18 protein-coding genes and 2 pseudogenes are annotated in these 21581 nt (G+C 62.2%); 7 read left to right on the top strand and 13 right to left on the bottom strand.

What is annotated here, in order from left to right; all coding sequences use genetic code 11:
* The first annotated feature begins 152 nt into the window (after positions 1-152).
* Positions 153-794, top strand: a complete 642-nt coding sequence (locus tag NKH16_RS21275) for a TetR family transcriptional regulator C-terminal domain-containing protein (protein ID WP_352503191.1) — start codon at positions 153-155, stop codon at positions 792-794.
* 101 nt (positions 795-895) lie between these two features.
* Here the strand turns inward: NKH16_RS21275 and NKH16_RS21270 are convergent, their stop codons facing one another.
* On the bottom strand, positions 896-1768 hold the full coding sequence (locus NKH16_RS21270; protein ID WP_352747525.1) for a helix-turn-helix transcriptional regulator: 873 nt from the start codon (positions 1766-1768) through the stop codon (positions 896-898).
* A 105-nt stretch (positions 1769-1873) separates the two neighbouring features.
* Here NKH16_RS21270 and NKH16_RS21265 point away from each other — a divergent pair, with 105 nt between their 5' ends.
* Both NKH16_RS21265 and NKH16_RS21260 read left to right on the top strand, forming a co-directional pair.
* The gene (locus NKH16_RS21265) at positions 1874-2725 is read left to right on the top strand and encodes an SDR family NAD(P)-dependent oxidoreductase (protein ID WP_352901661.1); all 852 of its coding nucleotides are present in this window, start codon (positions 1874-1876) and stop codon (positions 2723-2725) included.
* Positions 2722-3443, top strand: a pseudogene (locus NKH16_RS21260) (SDR family oxidoreductase). The gene NKH16_RS21265 and the pseudogene NKH16_RS21260 overlap by 4 nt, the downstream one beginning before the upstream one ends.
* Positions 3444-3473: 30 nt before the next feature.
* Here NKH16_RS21260 and NKH16_RS21255 read toward each other — a convergent pair.
* The 5 genes from NKH16_RS21255 to NKH16_RS21235 form a co-directional block, all read right to left on the bottom strand.
* Complete coding sequence (locus NKH16_RS21255) at positions 3474-3851, bottom strand: DoxX family protein (protein ID WP_352621815.1); 378 nt, start codon at positions 3849-3851, stop codon at positions 3474-3476.
* Between the two features lie 52 nt (positions 3852-3903).
* Positions 3904-4362, bottom strand: a complete 459-nt coding sequence (locus NKH16_RS21250; RefSeq protein WP_352700215.1) for a carboxymuconolactone decarboxylase family protein — start codon at positions 4360-4362, stop codon at positions 3904-3906.
* A gap of 13 nt (positions 4363-4375) precedes the next feature.
* Positions 4376-4894, bottom strand: a complete 519-nt coding sequence (locus NKH16_RS21245; protein ID WP_352684717.1) for an RrF2 family transcriptional regulator — start codon at positions 4892-4894, stop codon at positions 4376-4378.
* A 100-nt stretch (positions 4895-4994) separates the two neighbouring features.
* Complete coding sequence (gene preA / locus NKH16_RS21240; protein ID WP_352901670.1) at positions 4995-6308, bottom strand: NAD-dependent dihydropyrimidine dehydrogenase subunit PreA; 1314 nt, start codon at positions 6306-6308, stop codon at positions 4995-4997.
* Positions 6309-6310: 2 nt separating this feature from the next.
* Entirely contained in the window at positions 6311-7675 is a 1365-nt protein-coding gene (locus NKH16_RS21235; RefSeq protein WP_352747520.1) for an NAD(P)-dependent oxidoreductase, read from the bottom strand.
* A gap of 220 nt (positions 7676-7895) precedes the next feature.
* On the opposite strand from NKH16_RS21235, the gene NKH16_RS21230 reads away from it, so the two are divergent.
* Both NKH16_RS21230 and NKH16_RS21225 read left to right on the top strand, forming a co-directional pair.
* Complete coding sequence (locus tag NKH16_RS21230) at positions 7896-8345, top strand: cupredoxin domain-containing protein (RefSeq protein WP_352747518.1); 450 nt, start codon at positions 7896-7898, stop codon at positions 8343-8345.
* A 276-nt stretch (positions 8346-8621) separates the two neighbouring features.
* Positions 8622-9398: a VOC family protein gene (locus NKH16_RS21225; RefSeq protein ID WP_352647022.1), complete on the top strand. Its 777-nt coding sequence runs from the start codon at positions 8622-8624 to the stop codon at positions 9396-9398.
* 122 nt (positions 9399-9520) lie between these two features.
* Here NKH16_RS21225 and NKH16_RS21220 read toward each other — a convergent pair whose 3' ends face one another.
* The gene (locus tag NKH16_RS21220) at positions 9521-9679 is read right to left on the bottom strand and encodes a hypothetical protein (RefSeq protein ID WP_352747557.1); all 159 of its coding nucleotides are present in this window, start codon (positions 9677-9679) and stop codon (positions 9521-9523) included.
* Between NKH16_RS21220 and NKH16_RS21215 the strand changes: the two are divergent.
* A pseudogene (locus NKH16_RS21215) lies at positions 9614-9944 on the top strand (DoxX family protein). The gene NKH16_RS21220 and the pseudogene NKH16_RS21215 overlap by 66 nt on opposite strands.
* A gap of 4 nt (positions 9945-9948) precedes the next feature.
* Here the strand turns inward: NKH16_RS21215 and NKH16_RS21210 are convergent.
* Together NKH16_RS21210 and NKH16_RS21205 are read right to left on the bottom strand one after the other, a co-directional pair.
* Positions 9949-12390 carry a GcvT family protein gene (locus NKH16_RS21210; RefSeq protein ID WP_352747516.1) on the bottom strand — a complete coding sequence of 814 codons (2442 nt, stop codon included), beginning with the start codon at positions 12388-12390 and terminating at the stop codon, positions 9949-9951.
* Positions 12391-12469: 79 nt separating this feature from the next.
* A complete protein-coding gene (locus NKH16_RS21205; protein WP_352901656.1) occupies positions 12470-14008 on the bottom strand; it encodes a trimethylamine methyltransferase family protein in 1539 nt (512 codons plus the stop codon).
* A gap of 219 nt (positions 14009-14227) precedes the next feature.
* On the opposite strand from NKH16_RS21205, the gene NKH16_RS21200 reads away from it, so the two are divergent.
* Positions 14228-14818, top strand: a complete 591-nt coding sequence (locus NKH16_RS21200) for a transglycosylase SLT domain-containing protein (RefSeq protein WP_352901653.1) — start codon at positions 14228-14230, stop codon at positions 14816-14818.
* Between the two features lie 14 nt (positions 14819-14832).
* On the opposite strand, the gene NKH16_RS21195 is transcribed toward NKH16_RS21200, so the two are convergent.
* The 4 genes from NKH16_RS21195 to NKH16_RS21180 form a co-directional block, all read right to left on the bottom strand.
* Complete coding sequence (locus NKH16_RS21195) at positions 14833-17253, bottom strand: dipeptide ABC transporter ATP-binding protein (protein ID WP_352747509.1); 2421 nt, start codon at positions 17251-17253, stop codon at positions 14833-14835.
* 63 nt (positions 17254-17316) lie between these two features.
* The gene (locus tag NKH16_RS21190; RefSeq protein WP_023675848.1) at positions 17317-18474 is read right to left on the bottom strand and encodes an ABC transporter permease; all 1158 of its coding nucleotides are present in this window, start codon (positions 18472-18474) and stop codon (positions 17317-17319) included.
* An 11-nt stretch (positions 18475-18485) separates the two neighbouring features.
* Positions 18486-19520: an ABC transporter permease gene (locus NKH16_RS21185; protein ID WP_352453204.1), complete on the bottom strand. Its 1035-nt coding sequence runs from the start codon at positions 19518-19520 to the stop codon at positions 18486-18488.
* A gap of 221 nt (positions 19521-19741) precedes the next feature.
* Positions 19742-21394, bottom strand: coding sequence for an ABC transporter substrate-binding protein (locus NKH16_RS21180; protein ID WP_352901650.1), 1653 nt, complete (start codon positions 21392-21394; stop codon positions 19742-19744).
* Positions 21395-21581: the final 187 nt, after the last annotated feature.

Below are 21581 nucleotides of genomic sequence, written 5' to 3'. Positions count from 1 at the left end.
TTTTTGACCGGTTGGACAAACGTTAGCACCGCCTTATCAGCGGTCAAGGGATTACTAGCGGAAATGCGGCTTTCGAAGTGCGCTCCACAGGGCGGAGAAAAACTGGTCCAGAGAATTGGTCCAGACACTCCTCGCAGCGAAGGTTTTTCGAGGTGACGGATGCGGTCGAAAGCTCTGCTCCTCGCCGCACCCGCATCCAGGTGGAAAAGCGCGAGCTCATCCTCGAGGCGGCGCTCGAAGTCTTCTCGACCAACGGTTTTCGCGGCTCGACAATCGACCAGATCGCTGAAGCCGCCGGCATGTCGAAGCCGAACCTGCTCTATTATTTCCGCCGCAAGGAGGACATCCACAAGACGCTGATGCAGCGGCTTCTCGACACCTGGCTGGCGCCGCTGCGCGAACTCGACGATATCGGCGACCCCTTGACCGAACTGCGCAGCTATATCAGGCGCAAGCTCGAAATGGCACGCGATTTCCCGCGCGAGAGCCGGCTGTTCGCCAACGAGATCCTGCAGGGCGCGCCGCGCATCATGCCGATGCTGGAAGGCGAGTTGAAGACGCTGGTCGACGAGAAGGCCAATGTCATCAAGGGCTGGATGCGCGCCGGCAAGATTGCCCGCACCGACCCCTGGCACCTGATCTTCTCGATCTGGGCGACGACGCAGCATTATGCCGATTTCGACGTGCAGGTCCGCGCCGTGCTCGGCCCCGATCGCGGCGGCGACGGCCGTTTCGAGGATGCCGCAAGGTTTCTCGAGCAGCTGTTCATCGACGGGCTGAAGCCGAAGGGCTGAGGCAGCTCGGCTGTCGCAAACCTCCCCCATTGCTTCGTCATCCTGGGGCGCAGCAAGGAGCGGAGCGACGCAGCGCAGACCCCAGGATGACGAAGCTGGGCTCACGCGCTGCGCCGCTCGGCCGGCAGCGCATCGAGCAGCTTCTGCAGCTTGGCGATCGAGTTCTGCTCGGCGAGCGGCGTGTAGACGATCAGCTTCATGTCCGAGCCGTCGTCGATCGAAAGGCTCATATGCTCGAACGCCATGGCGCCTGCCGTCGGATGCCTGACATGCTTTACACCCGATAGGTTGCGAGCCACATCGCGCAGCGGCCACCATGCGCGAAACTCCGGGCTCGAGCGCGTCATCAGCGCGATCAGCCGCTCGAAATCCGGGTCGCCGACATATCTGGCGCTTTCCGCCCGGAATGACGCCAGCACGGCACGCGCCAGTTCCTCCCAGTCGACGAGCAGGCGCCGATGCTGCGGGCTGGTGAAAACCATATGGACGATGTTGCGGGCATCGCCCTCCAGCAGGCCATAGTCGCCGAACACGGCTGCCGCGGCAGAATTCCAGGCCAGCACGTCCCAACGCCGCCCAAGGACATAGGCCGGCTGGAGGACCAGGCTCTGCAGCATGTGCAGCAACGGGCCATCGACTTTTTCCGGCGCGTCGACGCGACGCTCCGGCTGCGGGCGGCCGGCAAGAATGAACAGATGCCGTTGCTCGGCCGTGTCCAGGCGCAGCGCCTGACTGAGCGCCGTCAGCACCTCGACGGACGGCCGCACGTCGCGCCCTTGCTCCAGCCAGGTGTACCAGGTCGTGCCGACGCCGGCGATCATCGCCACCTCCTCGCGCCGCAGCCCGGGCGTGCGCCGGCGCAGGCCGGTCGAAATGCCGGTGGCCGAAGGCGTCAGCCTTTCGCGCCGCGAGCGCAGAAAGACGCCAAGCTCGCGGCGGCGGCTGTCTTCGGCGGAGTGTGTCGGTGAATCCATCGGTGCTATTATAGCAGTATCGATACCAGGATAAAGTTTGAACTGTTTGGCAAGTGGCCGGTGCCCCATCTTTCCGTTCAGAGCGATGAGATGGAGGCTCTGAACATGGAACTGAAAGATAGGACAATCCTCATCACAGGATCGACCGACGGCGTCGGCCGCGTCGTCGCGCAAAGGCTCGGCGCCGGCGGTGCCCGTATCCTGGTGCATGGCCGCGACGCGACTAGGGGCAAGGCGACCGTGGCCGAAATCGAAGCCGCCGGCGGCAAGGCCGAGCTGCTGGTCGCCGACCTCTCCTCCCTGGCGGAAGTCCGCCGCCTCGCCGAGGCGGTGCGCGCAAGGACCAAGCGGCTCGATATCCTTATCAACAATGCCGGCGTCGGCACAGCCGGCCCCAACTCCAAACGACAGGTTAGCGCCGACGGCTACGAGTTGCGCTTTGCCGTCAATTATCTCGCCGGCTTCCTGCTCACCACGGAGCTGCTGCCGCTGCTCAAGTCCAGCGCGCCGTCGCGCATCGTCAACGTCGCCTCGGCCGGCCAGCAGGCGATCGACTTCGACGACGTCATGCTGACCCGCTCCTATGACGGCGTCCGTGCCTACTGCCAGAGCAAGCTGGGGCAGATCATGTTCACCATCGACCTGGCGGAGCAGCTGCACGGCACCAATGTGACCGTCAACAGCCTGCATCCGGCAAGCTACATGAACACCACGATGGTGCGGCAGGCGGGCATCACGCCGTGGAGCTCGGTCGAAACCGGCGCCGAAGCCATCATCAACCTCGCCACATCGCCGGCACTCGAAGGGCGAAGCGGCCTCTATTTCGACGGCCAAAGGGAATCCCGTGCCGATGCACAAGCCTATGACGCGAAGGCGAGGCAGCAGTTGCGTGAATTGAGTCTCGGCCTTGTCGCGCTCGCACCCGCTTCCGCAACATCGAAGAAAGAAAATTCATGACCGAGAAAACGCAGCACGCCGTGATCGTCGGCGGCTCCTCCGGCATCGGCCTCGCCACCGCGAAAAAGCTGCTTGGCCCGGGCATGAAGGTGACGATCACCGGGCGCAACCGGGAAAGGCTCGACAATGCATGGCAAAGCCTTGGCGGCGCGGTCGAAAAAGCTGCATTCGACGCCGCGAAGCCGGACGAGGTTCGCCGGTTCTTCAGCGAACTCGGGCCTTTCGATCACCTGGTGCTGGCCGCCAGCGGCGGCAAGGGGCTCGGTCCGTTCGAAACGCTTGACCTGACCGACATCGGCGGTGGCGTCGACGAGAAGGTCCGGCCACAGCTCTCCTGCCTGCAGGCCGCCTTGCCGACCCTGAACAAGAGCGGCTCGGTGACTTTCATCTCGGCGGTGTCGGCGCAATTGTCGGCGCCGGGTATCGCCGGCATCGCCGCCGTCAACGGCATGCTGCTGACCGTGGTGCCGATCCTGGCAATGGAGCTGAAGCCGCTACGCGTTAATGTCGTGCGCCGGGCGTCATCGACACGCCGTGGTGGGATTTCCTGCCCGATGAACAGCGCCATGCGGTGTTTGCCGAGTATGCCGGCAAGACGCCGGTCGGCCGCATCGGCCGCGCCGAGGACGTCGCCGAGGCAATTGCGTTCCTGGTTTCGAACAGCTTCGTCACCGGCCAGGTCCTGACCTGTGATGGCGGCTTGCGGTATGCGGCGTGAGCGGCTGCCTCCAAGAGGCATCAGTCGTTGTCAAAGCGACTGCGCGATCAGCGCCAGAAATCCTCCGGTCAGCGCGACGTTGCCGACAAAGCCGTTGATGCGGGACGCGCGCTCGGGCCCCTGATGATCCCAGAAATTATGGAACATCGGCGTAGCAAAAACCAGGAACAGGATCAGGCATGCCGCCGCCGCAGCGGTCCAGATGCCCGCGATCACCAACGCTCCGGCGATGATCTGCAGGACGATCCCCAGCCACAGCACCGGCCGCGCCTGCGGCACGCCGCGCGTCGTCATCAATTGGCTCACCAACGCCGCATTCTGGATGTTGCGCAGGCCGGCAAAGACAAAGGCGCCGCCAAGCAGCAGGCGGGCGGCGAATAGAATCTCACTATCAAAGTTTGAAAACATGCTGTCGGTCCTTGGAAAAGAGGCGCGCGGCCCAAGGCCGTGCGCCTGGTCCTCAAGCGGCCATGACCGCTGGCATCGGATGGATTGCATGGAACGGAACGCAAAGCCGGTTCCAGGTGTTGATCATGCCGAGCGCAACCGAGAGCTTGACCAGCTCCTCTTCCGAGAAATACTCGAGCGTCCTTGCATAGAGTTCGTCCGACACACCGTTGTCGGCAATCCTGGTCAGCGCGTCGGTCCAGGCCAAGGCCGCGCGTTCGCGCTCTGAAAACAGCGGCGATTCCTTCCAGGCGGAGACGAGATAGAGCCGCTGCTCGCTTTCGCCGTCGCGGCGCGCTTCGCGGCTATGCATCTCGACGCAATACGAGCAGCCGTTGATCTGCGACGCCCTGAGCTTGATCAGATGCAACAGGCTTTTTTCGAGCCCGCATTCGTCGACTGCCTTGTTGAGCGCTGACACCGCCTTCATGATCTCCGGCGCCGCGCCGAAAAATTGCAGCCTCTGTTTCATCGTCTGTAGCCTTTCATGCTTGCTTGGTTGAACTTGATTTCTGCGGCCGCCGATGGCGCTCGACGAAGGCGCAGTTCGCGGCGACCGAACGGGGATCGGCATCGGCCGTGTATTCTGCAACGATGTCGGACAGCCAGGCGTCGGCGAGCGCGGCGCGATAGGCGCGCTCGGCCTTCAGCATGGCTACGTTGATGCCGCAGGGTTTGACATAGACCGAGGCATCGAGCTTCGCTGGGCCGCGCTGGCGGATTTCGGCGCAGCGGAACGCCGGTTCACGCCCCTCGACGGCCAGCACGATGTCGAGCAGCGTTATGCGTTCCGCCGGCCGCGCCAGCCGGTAGCCGCCGGACGGCCCCGGCACTGATTCCAGAATGCCGGACGCAGTCAGCGCGTTGAGATGCTTAAGCAGATAGCTCGGCGACAGCCCGAACGCTTCGGCCATGGCAGCACCTGGCAAGGTCGCGGCGCCATCAACGCCGGCGAGCATCGCGGCGCAGTGGATGGCTGCTTCGACGCCTTCGCCCAGCTTCATTGCGCTCTCCTGTTCATGGATATAGATTATCTTGGATATCTTTTATCCGCAATAGGAAAGTCAAAAAGCGGCGCCCATGGACGCCGCTTTTTTCGAAATGCTATTCCGCCGCCACCTTGGCCATCGGATTGTTGGGATGCGTCGTCCAGTTGGCATAGATCGGCGACACTGGCCTACCAGTGCGCTCATCGATCGCGCCAACCGCCAGTGGCTCCATGGTGATGCAGTTCTCGACCGGGCAGACATTGACGCAGAGATTGCAGCCGACGCATTCGGCCTCGATCACCTCGAAATGCCTGACGCCGTCGACCATGCTGGTGATGGCCTGGTGCGAGGTGTCCTCGCAGGCGATGTGGCAGCGGCCGCATTTGATGCAGGCCTCCTGGTCGATATGCGCCTTTGCGATGTAGTTGAGGTTGAGATACTGCCAGTCGGTGACGTTGGGAGTGGCGCGGCCAAGGATGTCGTCGAGCGAGGCATGGCCCTTCTCGTCCATCCAGTTTTCCAGGCCGGCGATCATCTCCTGCACGATCTTGAAGCCATAGGTCATCGCCGCCGTGCACACCTGCACATTGCCGGCGCCAAGCGCCATGAACTCGGCGGCGTCGCGCCAGGTGGTGATGCCGCCGATACCGGAGATCGGCAGGCCCTTCGTTTCCGGGTCGCGCGCGATCTCGGCCACCATGTTCATGGCGATCGGCTTCACCGCCGGGCCGCAATAGCCGCCATGCGAACCTTTGCCGTCAATCGTCGGCTCAGGTGCGAAATTGTCGAGATTGACGCCGGTGATCGAATTGATGGTGTTGATCAGCGACACCGCGTCGGTGCCGCCGGCAAGGGCCGCTCGTGCCGGCTTGCGTATGTCGGTGATGTTGGGCGTCAGCTTGGTGATGACAGGCATGCGGGTGTTGGCCTTGCACCAGCGCACCACCATTTCGATGTATTCCGGCACCTGGCCGACCGCCGCACCCATGCCGCGTTCCGACATGCCATGCGGGCAGCCGAAATTGAGTTCGATGCCGTCGGCGCCGGTCTCCTCGACTACCGGCAGGATCGCCTTCCAGGCATGCTCCTCGCAAGGCACCATCAGCGAGACGACGATCGCCCGGTCGGGCCAGTCCATCTTGACCTGCTTGATCTCGCGCAGATTGACCTGCAGGTCGCGGTCGGTGATCAGCTCGATGTTGTTGAGGCCGAGCAGACGACGGTCGGCGCCCCAGATCGCGCCGTAGCGCGGACCGTTGACGTTGACCACCGGCGGCCCTTCTTCGCCGAGCGTCTTCCAGACAACGCCGCCCCAGCCAGCCTTGAATGCGCGGATGACGTTATAGGCCTTGTCGGTCGGCGGCGCCGAGGCTAGCCAGAACGGGTTCGGCGATTTGATGCCGACGAAATTGTTGCGGATGTCTGCCATGCTCATGCCCTCCCGTTCGAGGTCAGTGCCCGATGAATGCTTTCCGCCGCGTCGCGGCCTTGTGCGACGGCCGAGACTGTCAGGTCGTCGCCGCCGAAAATGCAGTCGCCGCCAGCCCAGACATTGGCCAGCGAGGTGCGCCCTTCCGCATCGACCTTGATGCGGCCGGCTTCCAGCGCGACCTCCGCACCGCTGCCGTTGAGCGCAGCCGGGACAAAGCTCTGGCCGATCGCCTTGAACACCTGATCGGAGACGAGCGTCAGCCGCTCGCCGGTGCCGACGAGCCTGTCGCCGTCCATCGCGGTGTATTCGAGCTCGATCGCCGACACCTTGCCGGCATCGGCAATGACCCGCTTCGGCTGCAACCAGTGCCGGATGATGACGCCGTTGGCGGCAGCCAGATCCTGCTCGAATTCGGAGGCATTCATGTGCTCCGGGCCGCGCCGATAGCAGATCGTCACCTCTTCGGCTCCGAGCAGCTTCGACTGCACCGCCGCGTCGATCGCCGTCATGCCGCCGCCGATAACGACAACACGCCGGCCGACCGGCAGGCTGGCCAGATCACTGGCCTGACGAAGCTCGGCAATGAACTCGACGGCATTGGTGACGCCTTGCGCCTCCTCGCCATCCGCTCGCAAGGCATTGACGCCGGCAAGCCCCATGCCGAGGAACACCGCATCGTAATTCCTGGTCAGGTCCGACAGCTGGTAATCACGGCCGAGCGCCTTGCCGTTCTGGATGTCGATGCCGCCGATCGACGTGACATAGTCGACTTCGGCCTGGGCAAAATTGTCGACGCTCTTATAGGCGGCGATACCGTACTCATTGAGCCCGCCGGGCTTCGGGCGGGCTTCCAGGATGGTCACGTCGTGGCCGTGGCGGGCAAGCCGATGCGCGGCCGCAAGCCCGGCCGGTCCGGCGCCGACCACGGCGACCGTCTTGCCGGTCGGTTCGGAGCGGTTGTAGAACTGCTTGTTTTCGGCCATGGCGACATCGGTGGCGTAGCGCTGAAGGCGACCAATCTGCACCGGCTTGCCTTCGGCCACCTCCCGCACGCAGACTTCTTCGCATAGCGTCTCGGTCGGGCAGACGCGGGCGCACATGCCGCCCAAAATGTTCTGGTCAAAAATAGTCTTGGCTGAGCCGATGGGATTGCCCGTCGAAATCTGGCGAATGAACAGCGGGATGTCGATCGAGGTCGGGCATGCATTCATGCACGGCGCATCATAGCAGAAATAGCAGCGGTCGGACTCGACCAGCGCCTCGTGATGATCGAGCGGCGGGTGCAGGTCGGCGAAATTGTCGGCATATTGGTCCGGCGAGAGCCGCCCGCCGGCAATGCCTTGCTTGAACTGGCCTTCTGGCATCGTCAGTTCCCCATGTTCTTGTTTTGGAGAAGGCTAGCACGTTTTATTTTTTTATCAATTGGTCAATTTTCGGCGCAAGCCGCTGAAACCTCTCGATAAAAATATGATAAATGCACTCATGTTTTTGAGCGCCGTCCGTTGCGCCTCAATGGATGCGGCGCCCAGAATTGGCTACCAGTGGCGACAAGCTGTTCGAAAGCGCTTACGGGGCGGTAGGCGCTTGAGCATCGTGCGCGATTTTCAAACATTGGAGAAGGTGATGGACATTGTTCAGGAGGCGGTTCAGCGGTGGGAGCCTGTGGAAGAATTACCGCTGGCTGCCTGTCAGGTGTGGCGTCTGAAATCCGACAACTACTTTGAATTGGCCGTCGAAGGCGACTTCTTCATCGGGGCATCCGAACGAACCCTGAAGATCAACTTCCACGGAGTGCTAGCACTTTCGGCTCATGACGACATGTTGGGAGTGACCCATGTCAGCGCTAGCAGCTCAATCCCGTTGATTGGCTCTGGCGGGCAAGCCTCCTACAGATGGCCCCTCCTCCGAGTCGAGAACTCGCACTGGTTGCGATCAATACCCGGGCCGACAGACGACTGTTCGCATTTTCTATTGCTCAGTCTCGAATGCACGATAGAGGTGATTGCTCGTGAAGCCATAGCTGCTTGGATCTGACCCCTCGCTTCGCACCACGCCTTCCACAACCATTCCGGGCAGCGGGATAGCCCTTAGACTGGTGATGGTCCGCTCTGGTCAGGGAAGTGAGCGACATCCGGCGCATGGATCAACAACCCCTCGTTGACTGCGAGCAAAGTCGAAAACCGCAGGGCGCGCAACCCGGTAACATTTCCAATTTGTCATCTTTTTTGGTTGGCTGTCGGATTTTCGTCGTGAAGATCGTCCTAGAATGGATCGCGCATGATCGATGTACAAACCGCAAGGAGCACGACAATGCCACAGTCCCCCATGCCCTTCTTCTGGTACGAGTTGATGACCACCGATCTCGACGCCGCCGAGGCGTTTTACACCTCAGTGGTGGGCTGGAGGGGGCAGCCTTTCGAAGGGGCCCAGGGCATGCCGCGCTATATCGTCATGAATGTCGGCGAGCGCGGCGTCGGCGGGTTGATGACGCTGCCCGATGACGCGCGCAAGATGGGCATGCCGCCGGCCTGGGTCGGTTATATCCTCACCAGGGATGTCGATGCCGCAACGGCCTCCCTCAAGAAGGCTGGTGGCGCGGTTCACCGCGAGCCCGACGACATTCCTGGCGTCGGCCGCTTCGCCGTCGTTGCAGACCCGCAAGGCGCGATGTTCAACTTCCTGCAGCCCAGCGGCCCCGACCAGCCGCCGCTACAGTTGGCGACCCCCGGCAACATCGGCTGGCATGAGCTCTACACGTCAGACTGGAAGGCGGCGTTCGATTTCTATTCCAGCCAGTTCGGCTGGGAGAAGGGCGACGCCATGGATATGGGTCCGATGGGCGTCTATCAGCTTTTCGCTTTCGGCGGCGAGCCCGTTGGCGGCATGATGAACAAGCCCGAGCAGATCCCGGCGCCGGTCTGGCAGTTCTATTTCAACGTGCCCGGCATCGACGCGGCAGCCAAGCGCGTCACCGACAATGGCGGCAAGATCCTGATGGGTCCGATGGAGGTCCCCGGCGGCAGCTGGATCGTACAGTGCACAGACCCGCAAGGCGCGCACTTTGCTCTGACAGCGCCCGGGCATTAACGGCCGCGCTGATCGCGGGGCCGCCATCGTGCGGCCCCAAGGCTGCAGCACGCCTCACGACTCACTCACCGACAGTTGAATGCAGGCCGGACTATGTGAATGGTCCGGCCTTTGGCGATGACCTATGGCCGGGATAGGTGAAAATGGAGTCGTAGATGAAGCTTTTCGAAGGCCTCGCCGGATATCAACCGTTCGCCCTTGCCGCCTTGCGCATCATGACGGCGCTGCAGTTCATTGAGCACGGCACCCAGAAACTGTTCAATTTCCCCGTCGGCGATCACGCGGGCGCTCTGACCGGGCTGACGCTGACCGCTGCCCTACTTGAATTCGCCGGTGGCATCCTGCTGGCATTGGGGCTTTTGACCAGGCCGGGCGTTCCTTCTCTGCGGCGAAATGGCGATCGCCTATTTCATGGCGCACATGCCGCAGGGTTTCTTCCCGGTCAACAATGGCGGCGATGCGGCGATCTCGTTCTGCTTCATCTTCCTCTATCTGGTGTTCGCCGGCGCCGGCGCCCTGGCGCTGGACAACCGCCGCGGTGCCTGAAACGTCACCCACGCATCCGCTCGAAATTCGCGTCGAACAGCGGGATCGGCTGCATGCGCGCGGCGTGGCGTTTGCCCAGAAGCTCAATCTCGAAGCCGTCGGCTTCGTCGGCAATCTCTTTCGGCACATAGCCGATGGCGACGGACTTTTTCGAATGATGCGCGTAGCCGCCCGACGTGACCCAACCGCGCACGGCACCGCCATACCAGATTGGCTCGTCGCCGATGACGTCGGCATCGACAGTATCGACGACAAAGGCCCGCAGCCGCAGTCTGCCGCCTTGCTTGCGCTCGGCCAACGCCGCCTGCTTGCCGATGAAATCGGCTTGCTTGCCGTAGGCGACGAAGCGGTCGAGCCCGGCTTCCAGCGGCCCATAGATCGGACGGTATTCGCGCGCCCATGAGCCGTAATTCTTCTCAAGCCGCAATGCGTTGAGCGCGCGCGAGCCGAACAGGCCGATGCCGAATTCCTCCCCCGCGGCCATCAGCGCCTGATAGGCGGCGCGCTGATATTCCGGCGCGACCCAGATTTCGTAGCCGAGATCGCCGGTGTAGCTGACGCGCCCGACCAGGCATGGCGCCATGCCGATATCCATCTTGCTGATGGCCATGAACGGAAACGCGGCATTCGATATGTCCGCCCGCGTAACTTTTGCCAACACGGCGCGCGCCTTGAGGCCAGCGATCGACAGGCCGGTGAGTTTTGCTCCCGACGCTTCGATACTGACCGAGCCGTCCTGCGGCAGATGCGCCTCGAACCAGCGCATATGGTACTGCTCGGCGACGCCGGAGCCGGCCAGGAACCAATCGTCACTTTCCGAATTTGGACTGCCGAGATTGGCCAGCGTGAAATCGCCAATCAGCCTGCCGTCTTCCTTCAGCATCGGCGCCAGCGTCATGCGGCCGGGCCTTGGCAACTTGCAGGCAAGCAGGCGGTCGAGCCAGGCTGCAGCGCCCTTGCCTGTCACTCTGTATTTGGCGAATGACGAGATTTCCGAGAGACCAACGCCCTGCCGAACCGTCTCCACTTCTTTCGCCACATGCTCAAAATCGCTCGAGCGCCGCCAGGAGAATTCGTCCTTGACGCCTTCGGGCGCGTACCACAGCGGCACTTCCAGCCCATAGGCGACCCCCCATTGCGCCCCTTTGGCCGACAACAGGTCGTAAACCGGTGTCGTCTTGAGCGGCCGGCCGGCCGGTAGTTCCTCGTTCGGGAAGCGGATCGAAAACCGCCGCGAATAGTTTTCGCGCACCTTGGCATTGGTGTAGGCCATCGTCGCCCAGTCACCGTAGCGCGACACATCCATCGCCCAGATATCGGCGCCGGGATCGCCTTCGATCATCCAGTTCGACAGCGCCAGCCCGACGCCGCCGCCCTGCGAGAACCCGGCCATGACACCACAGGCCACCCAGAACCCCGGCAGGCCGCGCACCGGCCCGACCAGCGGATTGCCGTCCGGTGCGAAGGTGAAGGGCCCGTTGATGATCTGCTTGATGCCGGTGTTCTGGAAGGCCGGGAAATGCCGGAAGCCGACCTCCAGCGACGGCGCGATCCGGTCGATGTCGGGTTCGAGCAGCTCGTGGCCGAAATTCCATGGCGTTTGGAACTCGGACCAAGGCTTGTTGGCCTTTTCATAAGTGCCCATCAGCATGCCGCCGCGCTCTTGGCGCAGATACAGCTCGCCATCGAAATCGACCGCATGGATGATCTCCGTGCCGGTCTTCTGGTTCCAGGCGGCGACTTCCGGCATGTCCTCGGTGATCAGGTACATGTGCTCCATCGCCAGCACCGGCAGCTCCAGCCCGACCATGCGGCCGACCTCGCGCGCCCACAGGCCGCCGGCGTTGACGACATGCTCGGCCACCACCTCACCCTTGTTGGTGATGACACGCCACAACCCGTCGGCGCGCCGCACGATGTCCTCGACCTTGGTGAAGCGCTCGACCTCGGCACCAAGCTTCCTCGCGGCCTTGGCGTAGGCGTGGGTGACGCCGGAGGGATCGAGATGACCGTCCTCCTTGTTGCGAACGGCGCCGACGAACTGCTTGGGGTCGAGCAACGGCATCAGCTCGGCCGCCTCTTCAGGCGATATTTCTTCGAGGTCGATGCCGAGATAGCGGCCCTTGGCGACGACGCCGCGCAGCCAGTCGAGGCGCGCCTCGGTCGCCGCCAGCAAGACGCCGCCAGTCAGATGCACGCCGGTCGCCTGGCCGGACAGTTCCTCGATCTCCTTGTAGAGCGAGATTGTGTATTTCTGCAGCTTGGCGACATTGGGATCGCCATTGATGGTGTGCATGCCGCCGGCGGCGTGCCAGGTCGAGCCGGAGGTCAATTCATTGCGCTCCAGGAGCACGATGTCGGTCCAGCCGTGACGGGCCAGATGGAACAGCACGGAGCACCCGACGACGCCACCACCGATAACCACGACCTTTGCATGCGATTTCATGGGATTCTCTCTGACGTCAACGAGTTGGATGGGAACGATGAATTCGGGGAGGAGCCCCACGAGCGCGAGCCTTCGATCATCACGGCTCGCTTTGCCCGATCGCTTCCTTGCGCTTGGCCACGTACGTCTCAAGCGCCTCGCGCCTGGAGACTTCCATCACCGGCTCGACATAGTCCTCCAGCGCCTTCTTCCAAAGCCTCGTCGCCCGCGCCGTGGCATCGAGCCCGCCAGCCTCCTGCCAGGCCTCGAAATTTTGCCAGTTGGACAGCATCGGCTGGTAGAAGGCTGTGGCGTAGCGCTCCAGAGTGTGCGGCTCGCCGAAGAAGTGGCCGCCGGTCGGAACCGCACCCAGAGCCTCGACAGCAAGCTCGGCCTCGTTGACCTCGATCGGGCGCAAAAACTCCATCATGTGCTGGATCATCTCGACGTCGATGATGAACTTTTCGAACGACGCTGTCAGTCCGCCCTCTTGCCAGCCGGCGGCATGGTAGACCAGGTTGCCATGGCCGAGCACCGCGCCCCACAGCGCCATCAGCGTCTCATAGGCGCCTTGCGCGTCGGCGGCATTGGAAGCCGAGCCCGGCGTTGTGCGATAAGGCAGGTTGTAACGCCGCGCCAACTGTCCGGACGCGATATTCGCCTTGGTGTTTTCAGGCGTGCCGAACGCCGGCGCTCCCGATTTCATATCGACATTGGAGGTGAAGGCGCCATACATCACCGGCGCGCCGGGGCGGACGAGCTGCGTCAGCACCACGCCGAACAGCGCCTCGGCATTCTGCTGGGCGAGCGCGCCGGCAAGCGTCACCGGGCTCATCGCCCCCATCAGCGTGAATGGCGTTACCGCCACCGACTGGCCGAATTCGGCCATCGTCATCAGCCCCTCGGCCATCATCTCGTCGAAGCGGCGCGGCGAATTGACCGAAATGATCGTGGTGACGCCGGGATCGTGGCGCATCTCGTCAAGCGTCAGTCCGCGCGCGATTGCCATCATTTCGATGCCGTCGAGCGCCCGGCCGCGGCCGATGGCCGAGACGTGAAAGCTTTTGTCGGTCAGTGTCAGATTGGCGAAATAGGTGTCGAGATGACGGGAATTCGCCGGCAATTCTACCGGCGCGCAGACCTGGTTACCTAGCATGTGGATGCAGTTGAAATGCTGCGCCAGCCGGACGAGATCGGAATAATCGCGCAAATTGCCGGCACGGCGGCCGCGCTCCATGTCGTGCACATTCGGCGGCCCGGCGACGAGCGTGAAGTTGATGGTATTGCCGCCGAGGTGGACGGCATGGGCGGGATTGCGCGGCGTCAGCGTATAGCTGGACTGCGTCGTCTTCAGCGCTTCCTCGATCATGCCGCGATCGATGCGGACGTTCATCGTTGCATGATCGACCTTGGCCCCGGCCTTCTCGAACAGCGACAGCGCCCGCGGGCTCATCACCTCGATGCCGAAATTCTCCAAGATATGCATCGACGCCTGGTGGATCGCCTCGATCTGGTCGGCCGAGAGCATCGCCATTGGCGGATAGGGATTGGTGACGCGGCGCAACGGCAGTTGCGGGATGGCGGTCGGTCCCCTGTTGCTGGTTCGCTCGGCGCCGCGCTTGCGTCTTGGTTCGCTCATGCGGCGCATCAAAGCGCCGGCACGAGAATCGAGCTGTCAAGAATCCGCCACCTGCGGGCGTGATTTTAGCCAAGGCGCCATTGCGGGAATTTCAGGTCGGCAAAAAGCGACAACAAACGTCGGAATGTTTATACTTGTTCCGCGTCAGGCAAAGCGGCCGATGAGCCGTTAAGGAACGCAGCAAGATTCCTTTTATGTTTTCGGCCTAATGCTCTTGCAATGCGTAGGTCGAGTTTTAGTAAAATTGTAGCGATTGCCGCGCCGCTGGCGCTTTCGGCCTGCGCGACGCCACCGAACCATATCAACGATGTCTGCGCCGTTTTCGACCAGAATGACGGCTGGTTCGACAATTGGCAGGCGGCGGCACAACGCACCGAGCAGAAATACGGCGTGCCGGTTCCCGTGCTGATGGCGACGGTGCGCAAGGAATCCGGCTTCAAGAGCAACGCAAGGCCGCCGCGCACCAAGCTGCTGGGCTTCATTCCCTGGAAACATATCTCCAGCGCCACCGGCTTCTCGCAGGCGCTCGACGGCACCTGGGCGCAATACCAGAACGAGACCGGCAGCTGGGCGGCGCGCCGCACCAGGTTTGCCGATGCCGTCGATTTTGTGGGCTGGTATCATTCCAAGACCGCCGACACGCTCGGCGTCGCCCGCAACGACACCTACAATCTGTATCTCGCCTACTATCTCGGCTGGAATGCCTATAAGCGCGGCAATCGCGGCGACGCCGACGTGCAGCGCTATGCGCATGCCACCGAACAGATGGCGCAGGACTACGCCGCGCAGCTTCGGCAATGCGCGCCCTAGCCTATTAACGGCTCTCAGCCGCCCTTGGGTTTGCGCGGCTTGCGGGTGGCGTCCTCGGCCTGCCGGCCGTCGCCGACAGTCGGCGGCATGATTGGTGCCACCTGGCTGTCGGCAGAGCTTGAGGTGCCGGTCTCTGAAACCTCGTCGCGAACCTCGTGACGGCGGGCTTTGGCGACCGCTTCGGCATTCTCCACTGCCTGACCCTCGGCATCGGCTTCAACGCTGCCAGTCTTTCCATGCGGGCGCTTTGGCGGATCTCCGGCAAAGCCCGGGCCAACACCGTGGTTTGCATCATCCGGCACGCCCTCATTTGCGGCGTGCTCCTTGTCGAATTTGATCACCGGCTCCATTTTCGCCAGCACGTCGTCGGACAGCCAGCACAGGCTCATATGGCCGTCGCCGAGATTTTTGACTGGCGGCACCGTGGTTTCGCAAAGGTTGTCCGGCACCAGTTTCTTGTAGCCGCAGCGCGTCTGGAACGGACAGCCGGACGGCGGGTTCATCGCCGAAGGGATGTCGCCCTCCAGCACGATGTGCTTCTTGACCACGCTTGTGTCGGCGATCGGGATCGCCGACAGCAATGCCTCGGTATAGGGGTGATAGGGCGGCGCGAATATCTGGTCGGTCGTGCCTTGCTCAACGATATAGCCGAGATACATGACGACGACGCGGTCGGCGATGTAGCGCACCACGGACAGATCGTGGCTGATGAACAGCATCGTCGTCTTGTTCTTGCGCTGGATGTCCATCAAGAGCTCGGTCACCGCGGCCTGGACCGACACATCCAGTGCCGAGACCGGCTCGTCGGCCACCACCACCTTGGCGTCGCCGGCAAAGGCACGCGCAACGCCGATGCGCTGTTTCTGGCCGCCTGAAAGCTGGCGCGGCTTGCGCGACTCGAACGCCCTCGGCAGCTTCACCAGGTCGAGCAATTCCAGCATCCGCTTGCGGCGGTCGGCCACCGTGTCGCCGACATTGAACTTTTCCAGCGTACGGATGATCTGCGAACCGACCGAATGGCTGGGATTGAGCGTGTCGAACGGATTTTGGAACACCATCTGGATCGATGACACCGTGTCGACGCTGCGCTTCTCGATCCCGGTCGACTGGATCTCCTTGTTGCCGAGCTTGACGCGGCCGGAGCTTGCCGTTTCGAGGCCGAGCAGCACCTTGGCCAGGGTCGATTTTCCGCAGCCGGATTCGCCGACGATAGCGACGGTCTCGGATTCGCGCGCCATGAACGAGATCGTCTCATTGGCCTTGACGACACGGCCCTCGCTCGAGCCGAACACTTCGCTGCCGCCGACCTTGTAGTACTTCCGGAGGTCTTCGATCTGGAGCACCGGCGCACCGGGCACCACCCGTTCGTTAACCTTCTTGGCGCCGGGTGGCAGCGCCTCCCAGTCGATCTCGTTGAAGCGCACACAGCGCGAGAAATGCCCGTCATGGCCTTCGACCGCGATCATCGGAATTTCGGCGGCGTTGCAGACGCCCTCGACGAAATGGTGGCAGCGCGGGCCGAAATTGCAGCCCTTCGGCCGCTCGTGCGGTAGCGGCAACTGCCCCGGGATGGATATCAGCGGCCGCGAATTCTTGTCGGCGCCCGGCAGCGGGATCGAGCGGAACAGGCCTTGCGTGTAGGGATGGCGCATCCGGTCGAAGACGTCCTTGATCTTGCCCGTCTCCACCGCTTCGCCCGAATACATCACCGTGATGCGGTCGCAGGTCTCCAGGATCAGGCCGAGATTGTGCGACACGAAGATCATCGAGGTGCCGAACTTCTCGCCCAGCCCCTTGACCAGGTCGACGATGCCGGCCTCAACCGTCACGTCGAGCGCTGTCGTCGGCTCGTCGAGCAGAAGCAGCGCAGGCTTCGACAGCAGCGCCATGGCAATGACGATGCGCTGCTGCTGGCCGCCGGAAAGCTGGTGCGGGTAGGAACGCATCATGCGCTCGGGATCCGGCAGCTTCACCGCGCGCACCATTTCCAAGGCGCGTTTGTAAGCTTCGTCCTTCGACACCTTGTCGTGGATCAGTGGCACTTCCATCAGCTGCTGGCCGACCTTCATCGCCGGGTTAAGACTGGCCATCGGCTCCTGGTAGATCATCGCGATCTTGTTGCCGCGGATAGCTCGCAGTTCTTCGTCGGACAGTTCTCCCATGTCCTTGCCCTGGAATTTGATCTTTCCGCCGACAATCTTTCCGATGTTGGAGAGGTCGCGCATGATGCCCAGCGACACGGTCGACTTGCCGCAGCCGGATTCGCCGACAATACCCATCGCCTCGCCAGGCATGACCGTGCAGGAAAAATCCATGACGGCCGGGATCTCGCCCTTGCGGGTGAAGAAGGAGATCGACAGGTTCTCGATCTCGATGATCGGCCCATTGGTCGGCCCATTGGTCGGCTTGGCGGGATTTCGAACTGCCTCATTCATGGGTCGCTCCAATCCTTGTTCTTCAGGCATGTCGGGCCGAACCCGGCATCGATCTTCCCGGCATCAATCTTTCATAGACTGTTCGCGCAACGAATCCGCCAGGAGGTTGAGGCCGAGCACGAACGACATCAATGCGATCGTCGGCGGCAGCGCCGGGTGGATGAAGGAGCGCAGCAGCCGGCTGGCATCCTTGATCGCCGTGCCCCAGTCCGGGCTTTCCGGCGCCAGTCCCAGCCCGAAATAGCCGAGCGTGCCAAGCAGGATCGTGGTGTAGCCGATGCGCAGGCAGGCGTCGACGATCAGCGGCCCGCGCGCATTGGGCAATATCTCCCACAGCATGATGTACCAGGGCGATTCACCGCGCGTTTGTGCCGCCGCAACATAGTCGCGCGTTTTGATATCCATGACCAGGCCACGCACGATACGGAACACGCCGGGGCTGGAGGCGAACACCACCGCCACGAAGATATTGAGCTGGTTGGGATCGATGTGGATGATCTTGAACGGATCGGCATCGAAGACAAGGCCTGCATATATCCAGCCGCCAAGTACCAACGTCAGGCCAAGCAGGATATAGAGGCGGTCGGGGCGGTTCTTGTAGCGCGTCCAGAACAGCACACTGAAGAAGATGATCGGAAACAGGAAGAACAGCCCTGCCATCGCGTAGGGGATCGGCGTGTCCATGATGCCCGGCGTCACCAGCAGGTAGAACAGGAGGATCACCGGGAAGGCCAGCACAAGGTTGGCGAGGAAGGACAGCACCGTATCGATCTTGCCGCCATAATAGCCGGCCGGCAGGCCGAGCGTAATGCCGACCATCAGCGCAAAACCGGTCGCCGCCGGCGCGATGATCAGCACGATCTGGCTGCCATAGACCATGCGGGAGAACACGTCGCGGGCGAGCTTGTCGCCGCCGAAATAGTATACAAGTTTCGACGCCGGCTCGATTGCGCCCGGCAGCGCGTCCTTCATGATCGGCACTTGGGCGAGCGGATCGAAGGGCGAGATGGTCGACGCGAAGATCGCCGTAAACAGCCAGAACAGGCAGATGCCGACGCCGACGATGCCGACGCCGCTGTCGAAAAGCTGGCCGTAAAGGCCTAGCTTCTTCTTGTAGCCGAAGCTCGCCCCCATCACCAGGGCGAGAGCGATCCAGACCGGCCAGAAGCGGGTAAGCACGCCGAGTACGACGTTGAAGGCGCTGAGATATTCGACCTGCATCCGCCGGTCTCCTATTGAACTCTGATGCGCGGATTGAGGAACGCGTAGCCGACATCGGAGATGAGCTGTGTGATCAGGACGATAAACACCGAGACCAGCGAGCAGCCGAGCAGAAGATCGATGTCGTTGTTGCCGGCGGCCTCGACCAGGGTGTAGCCGAACCCCTGGTAGCGGAACATCACCTCGACGATGACGACGCCGGTGAGCAGCCAGGGGAACTGCAGCATGATGACCGTGAATGGCGCGATCAGCGCGTTGCGCAGAGCGTGCTTTATCACCACGCTGCCGAAGGAGAGGCCCTTCAGCCGGGCGGTTCGGATATATTGCTGTGTCATCACCTCCACCATCGAGGCGCGGGTCATGCGAGCGATGTAGCCGATGCCGTATATCGCCAGCGTCATCACCGGTAAGGTGAAATTATAGAAGGTGATGCCCTGGCTGGCCGAGGCCGCCGAACCGTTCAGCACGCCGAGCCAGGAGGCAAAGATCACGGTGAAGATGACGCCCGAAACATATTCGGGCGTCGCCGTCGAGGCGATCGAAGCCACCGACAATGTGCGGTCGGTGCGTGAACCCTCGCGCATGCCGGCGAGAATACCGATCAAAAGCGAGATCGGCACCATTACGGCCAGCACGCAGAGCATCAGGATGCCGGTGGCGCTGAGCGCCGGAAAGAGTTTCGAAGCGACCGTCGTCTTGAACTTGGTCGAGCAACCGAAATCGCCTTGCAGGATGCCGGAGAATGTCGGCACGACCGGATCGTTGCAGAAGGAGAAACGCTGTGCGGGCTTGCCGGTCGCCGGGTCGGTCACCGGCTGCTTGGGCATGATGCCCAGCCATTGGCCGTAGCGGATAAAGAAATTCTGCCGATAGCCGTGGTTGACCAGCCAAGCCTCAAGCTGCTCGGCGGATGTGTGCATTTCGGTCTGGCTGATCGCGAGCTTCTTCAGATTAGGCCCGAGATTGACCAGGAAGAAGACGATCATCGTCAGGCACAGCATCGTCACTGCCATGGTGCCGAGACGCCTGATAACGAAAGAAAGCATGGCGGTCCCCTGCCGGTCGGGTTGGGGGGTGGAACCGGTTTGCAAGCCGTGCGCTGCCGCCAGCGGCAGAACAAGCCTTCAGACCAGTCCCAGATGCAATACTCTTTTTATTGCAGACCCAGGCCGAAGAGTCCGCAACTTTTTGCTGCGCCGACTTCCGGTCCAAGGACCATGCAAAGAGCGAGGGAAAGGGGCGAGACGCCCCTTTCCGGATCGTCCGGTCAGGCCTGGTCGAGCCAGACCTTGCCGTAGTCGCGCTCGAAGGTCGGGTGCATCTTGTAGTTCTGCACCGCCTTGACCGAATGGCTGTAGAGCTTGCGCCAATAAGGCTGGATGATAATGCCGGAATCCTGCAGGATCTGCTCGATATCCTTCATCATTTCCTTGCGCTTGGCGGCGTCGGCAACTGCCAGCGCAGCGTTGAGCTTGGCATCCCACTCCGGATTCGACCAGGCCGTCTCGTTCCAGGCCTCACCTGTGCGATAGCCGATCGCCAGAACCTGGACGCCGAGCGGCCGCATGTTCCAGTTGGTCATCGACAGCGGATACTTCGTCCAGTCGTTCCAGAAGGTCGAACCCGGCAGCACCGTACGCTTGACCTTGATGCCGGCGTCGCGCATCTGCGCGGCGATCGCGTCGCCTGTGTTCTTGTGCCAGTCTTCGTCGACCGTGATCAGCTCGTGCTCGAAATCGGCCTGGCCGGCTTCGGCCATCAGCGCCTTTGCCTTGGCCGGGTCGCGAGCAATCTTCGGCAATTCATAGTATTCCGGATGGATCGGGGCGACATGGTGGTTTTCGGCAACCGTGCCGGCATTGCCGTAGCCGAGCTGGAGGACGACATTGTTGTCGACCGCGAGCTGCAGGGCGTTGCGAACCTTCTGGTCGCCGTAAGGCTTGTTGGTGACGTTGGTGCGGCAGACGATCGTCGACGCGGTGACGACCTCCGACTTCGCCAAGTCCATGCCGTCGAGAATGGACACATAGTCGGCCGACGTCTCGAAGTTGGTGTGCACCTCGCCTGCCTCGAAGGCGCTGACCATGGCCGCCGGATCGGTGCCGTAGTCGATGAACTCGATGCCGTCGAGGAAGACCTCGCCGTCCCACCACTTGTTATCTTCACGACGCTTGTAGACCACCTTCTGGCCGACATCGTAGGAGACCAGCTCGAACGGCCCAGTGCCGATCGGGCAGGACTTGAAGTCGCCGCCTTTTTCGTCGAACGTCTTGTGGACGATGAGGCCGGGATAGTCGCACACGTTGGGAATGAGGGCGATATCCGGCTTGCTGAGCGTCAGCTTGATCGTGTGGTCATCGACCTTGGTCACCGCGCTCTCATCCAGCTTGTCGTCCTTGACCAGCGAACCGAGGCGACCCGGCATGGAATTGCCTTCGGCCTTCTTGTCGGCCCAACGCTTGAGGTTGAAGATGACGTCGTCTGCGGTGAACGGATCGCCGTTGTTCCAGGTGACGCCTTTGCGCACATGCAGCGTGTATTCGGTGGCGTCGTCATTCACGTCCCAGCTCTCCAGCAGATAGGGGCGGAACGTGTATTCGGTGGTGTATTTGACCAGCGGCTCGAGCGCCTGGCGCTCGGCATTGGCGATTTCCGACCAGTCGGACTTGCGCGGATCCTTCGGATCCTTGATCCATTGCGCGACCTTCAATACGCCGCCTTTCTTGCCCTGGACCTCTTCCGCCTTGGCCGGCGTCGGGTCTGCAAGGCCAAGCATGCCATAGGCCATCGCCGTCGAGGCGCCGAAGACGCTGGCGAGAGCCAGAAATTCGCGACGATCCATCTTGCCTGCCTTGGCATCTTCGGCCAGGGCCAGGATGTGATCGGGAACGCGGTCGCCGTTACTCTTGTAGATCGTCATGACTAACTCCCATTGTTGGCTTTCTGCCTTTTAACATTCCGCATCCGCGCCATGATGTCAAAGACGGCACGGATTGGGAACATGCCAAGGAATGTGCAACTTTGAAAGCAGGGCGGTTCGCGCGATAACGACAGTCTTGGCGCAAATTTGCTACTGCGCCAGGGATTTCGTCTGAAATCTCAACGGG

The organism is Mesorhizobium sp. M1307 (assembly GCF_040318155.1).
Classification (GTDB): domain Bacteria; phylum Pseudomonadota; class Alphaproteobacteria; order Rhizobiales; family Rhizobiaceae; genus Mesorhizobium.
The sequence above is the reverse complement of the archived record's forward strand: the minus strand, read 5'-3'. Positions and strand labels throughout refer to the sequence as shown.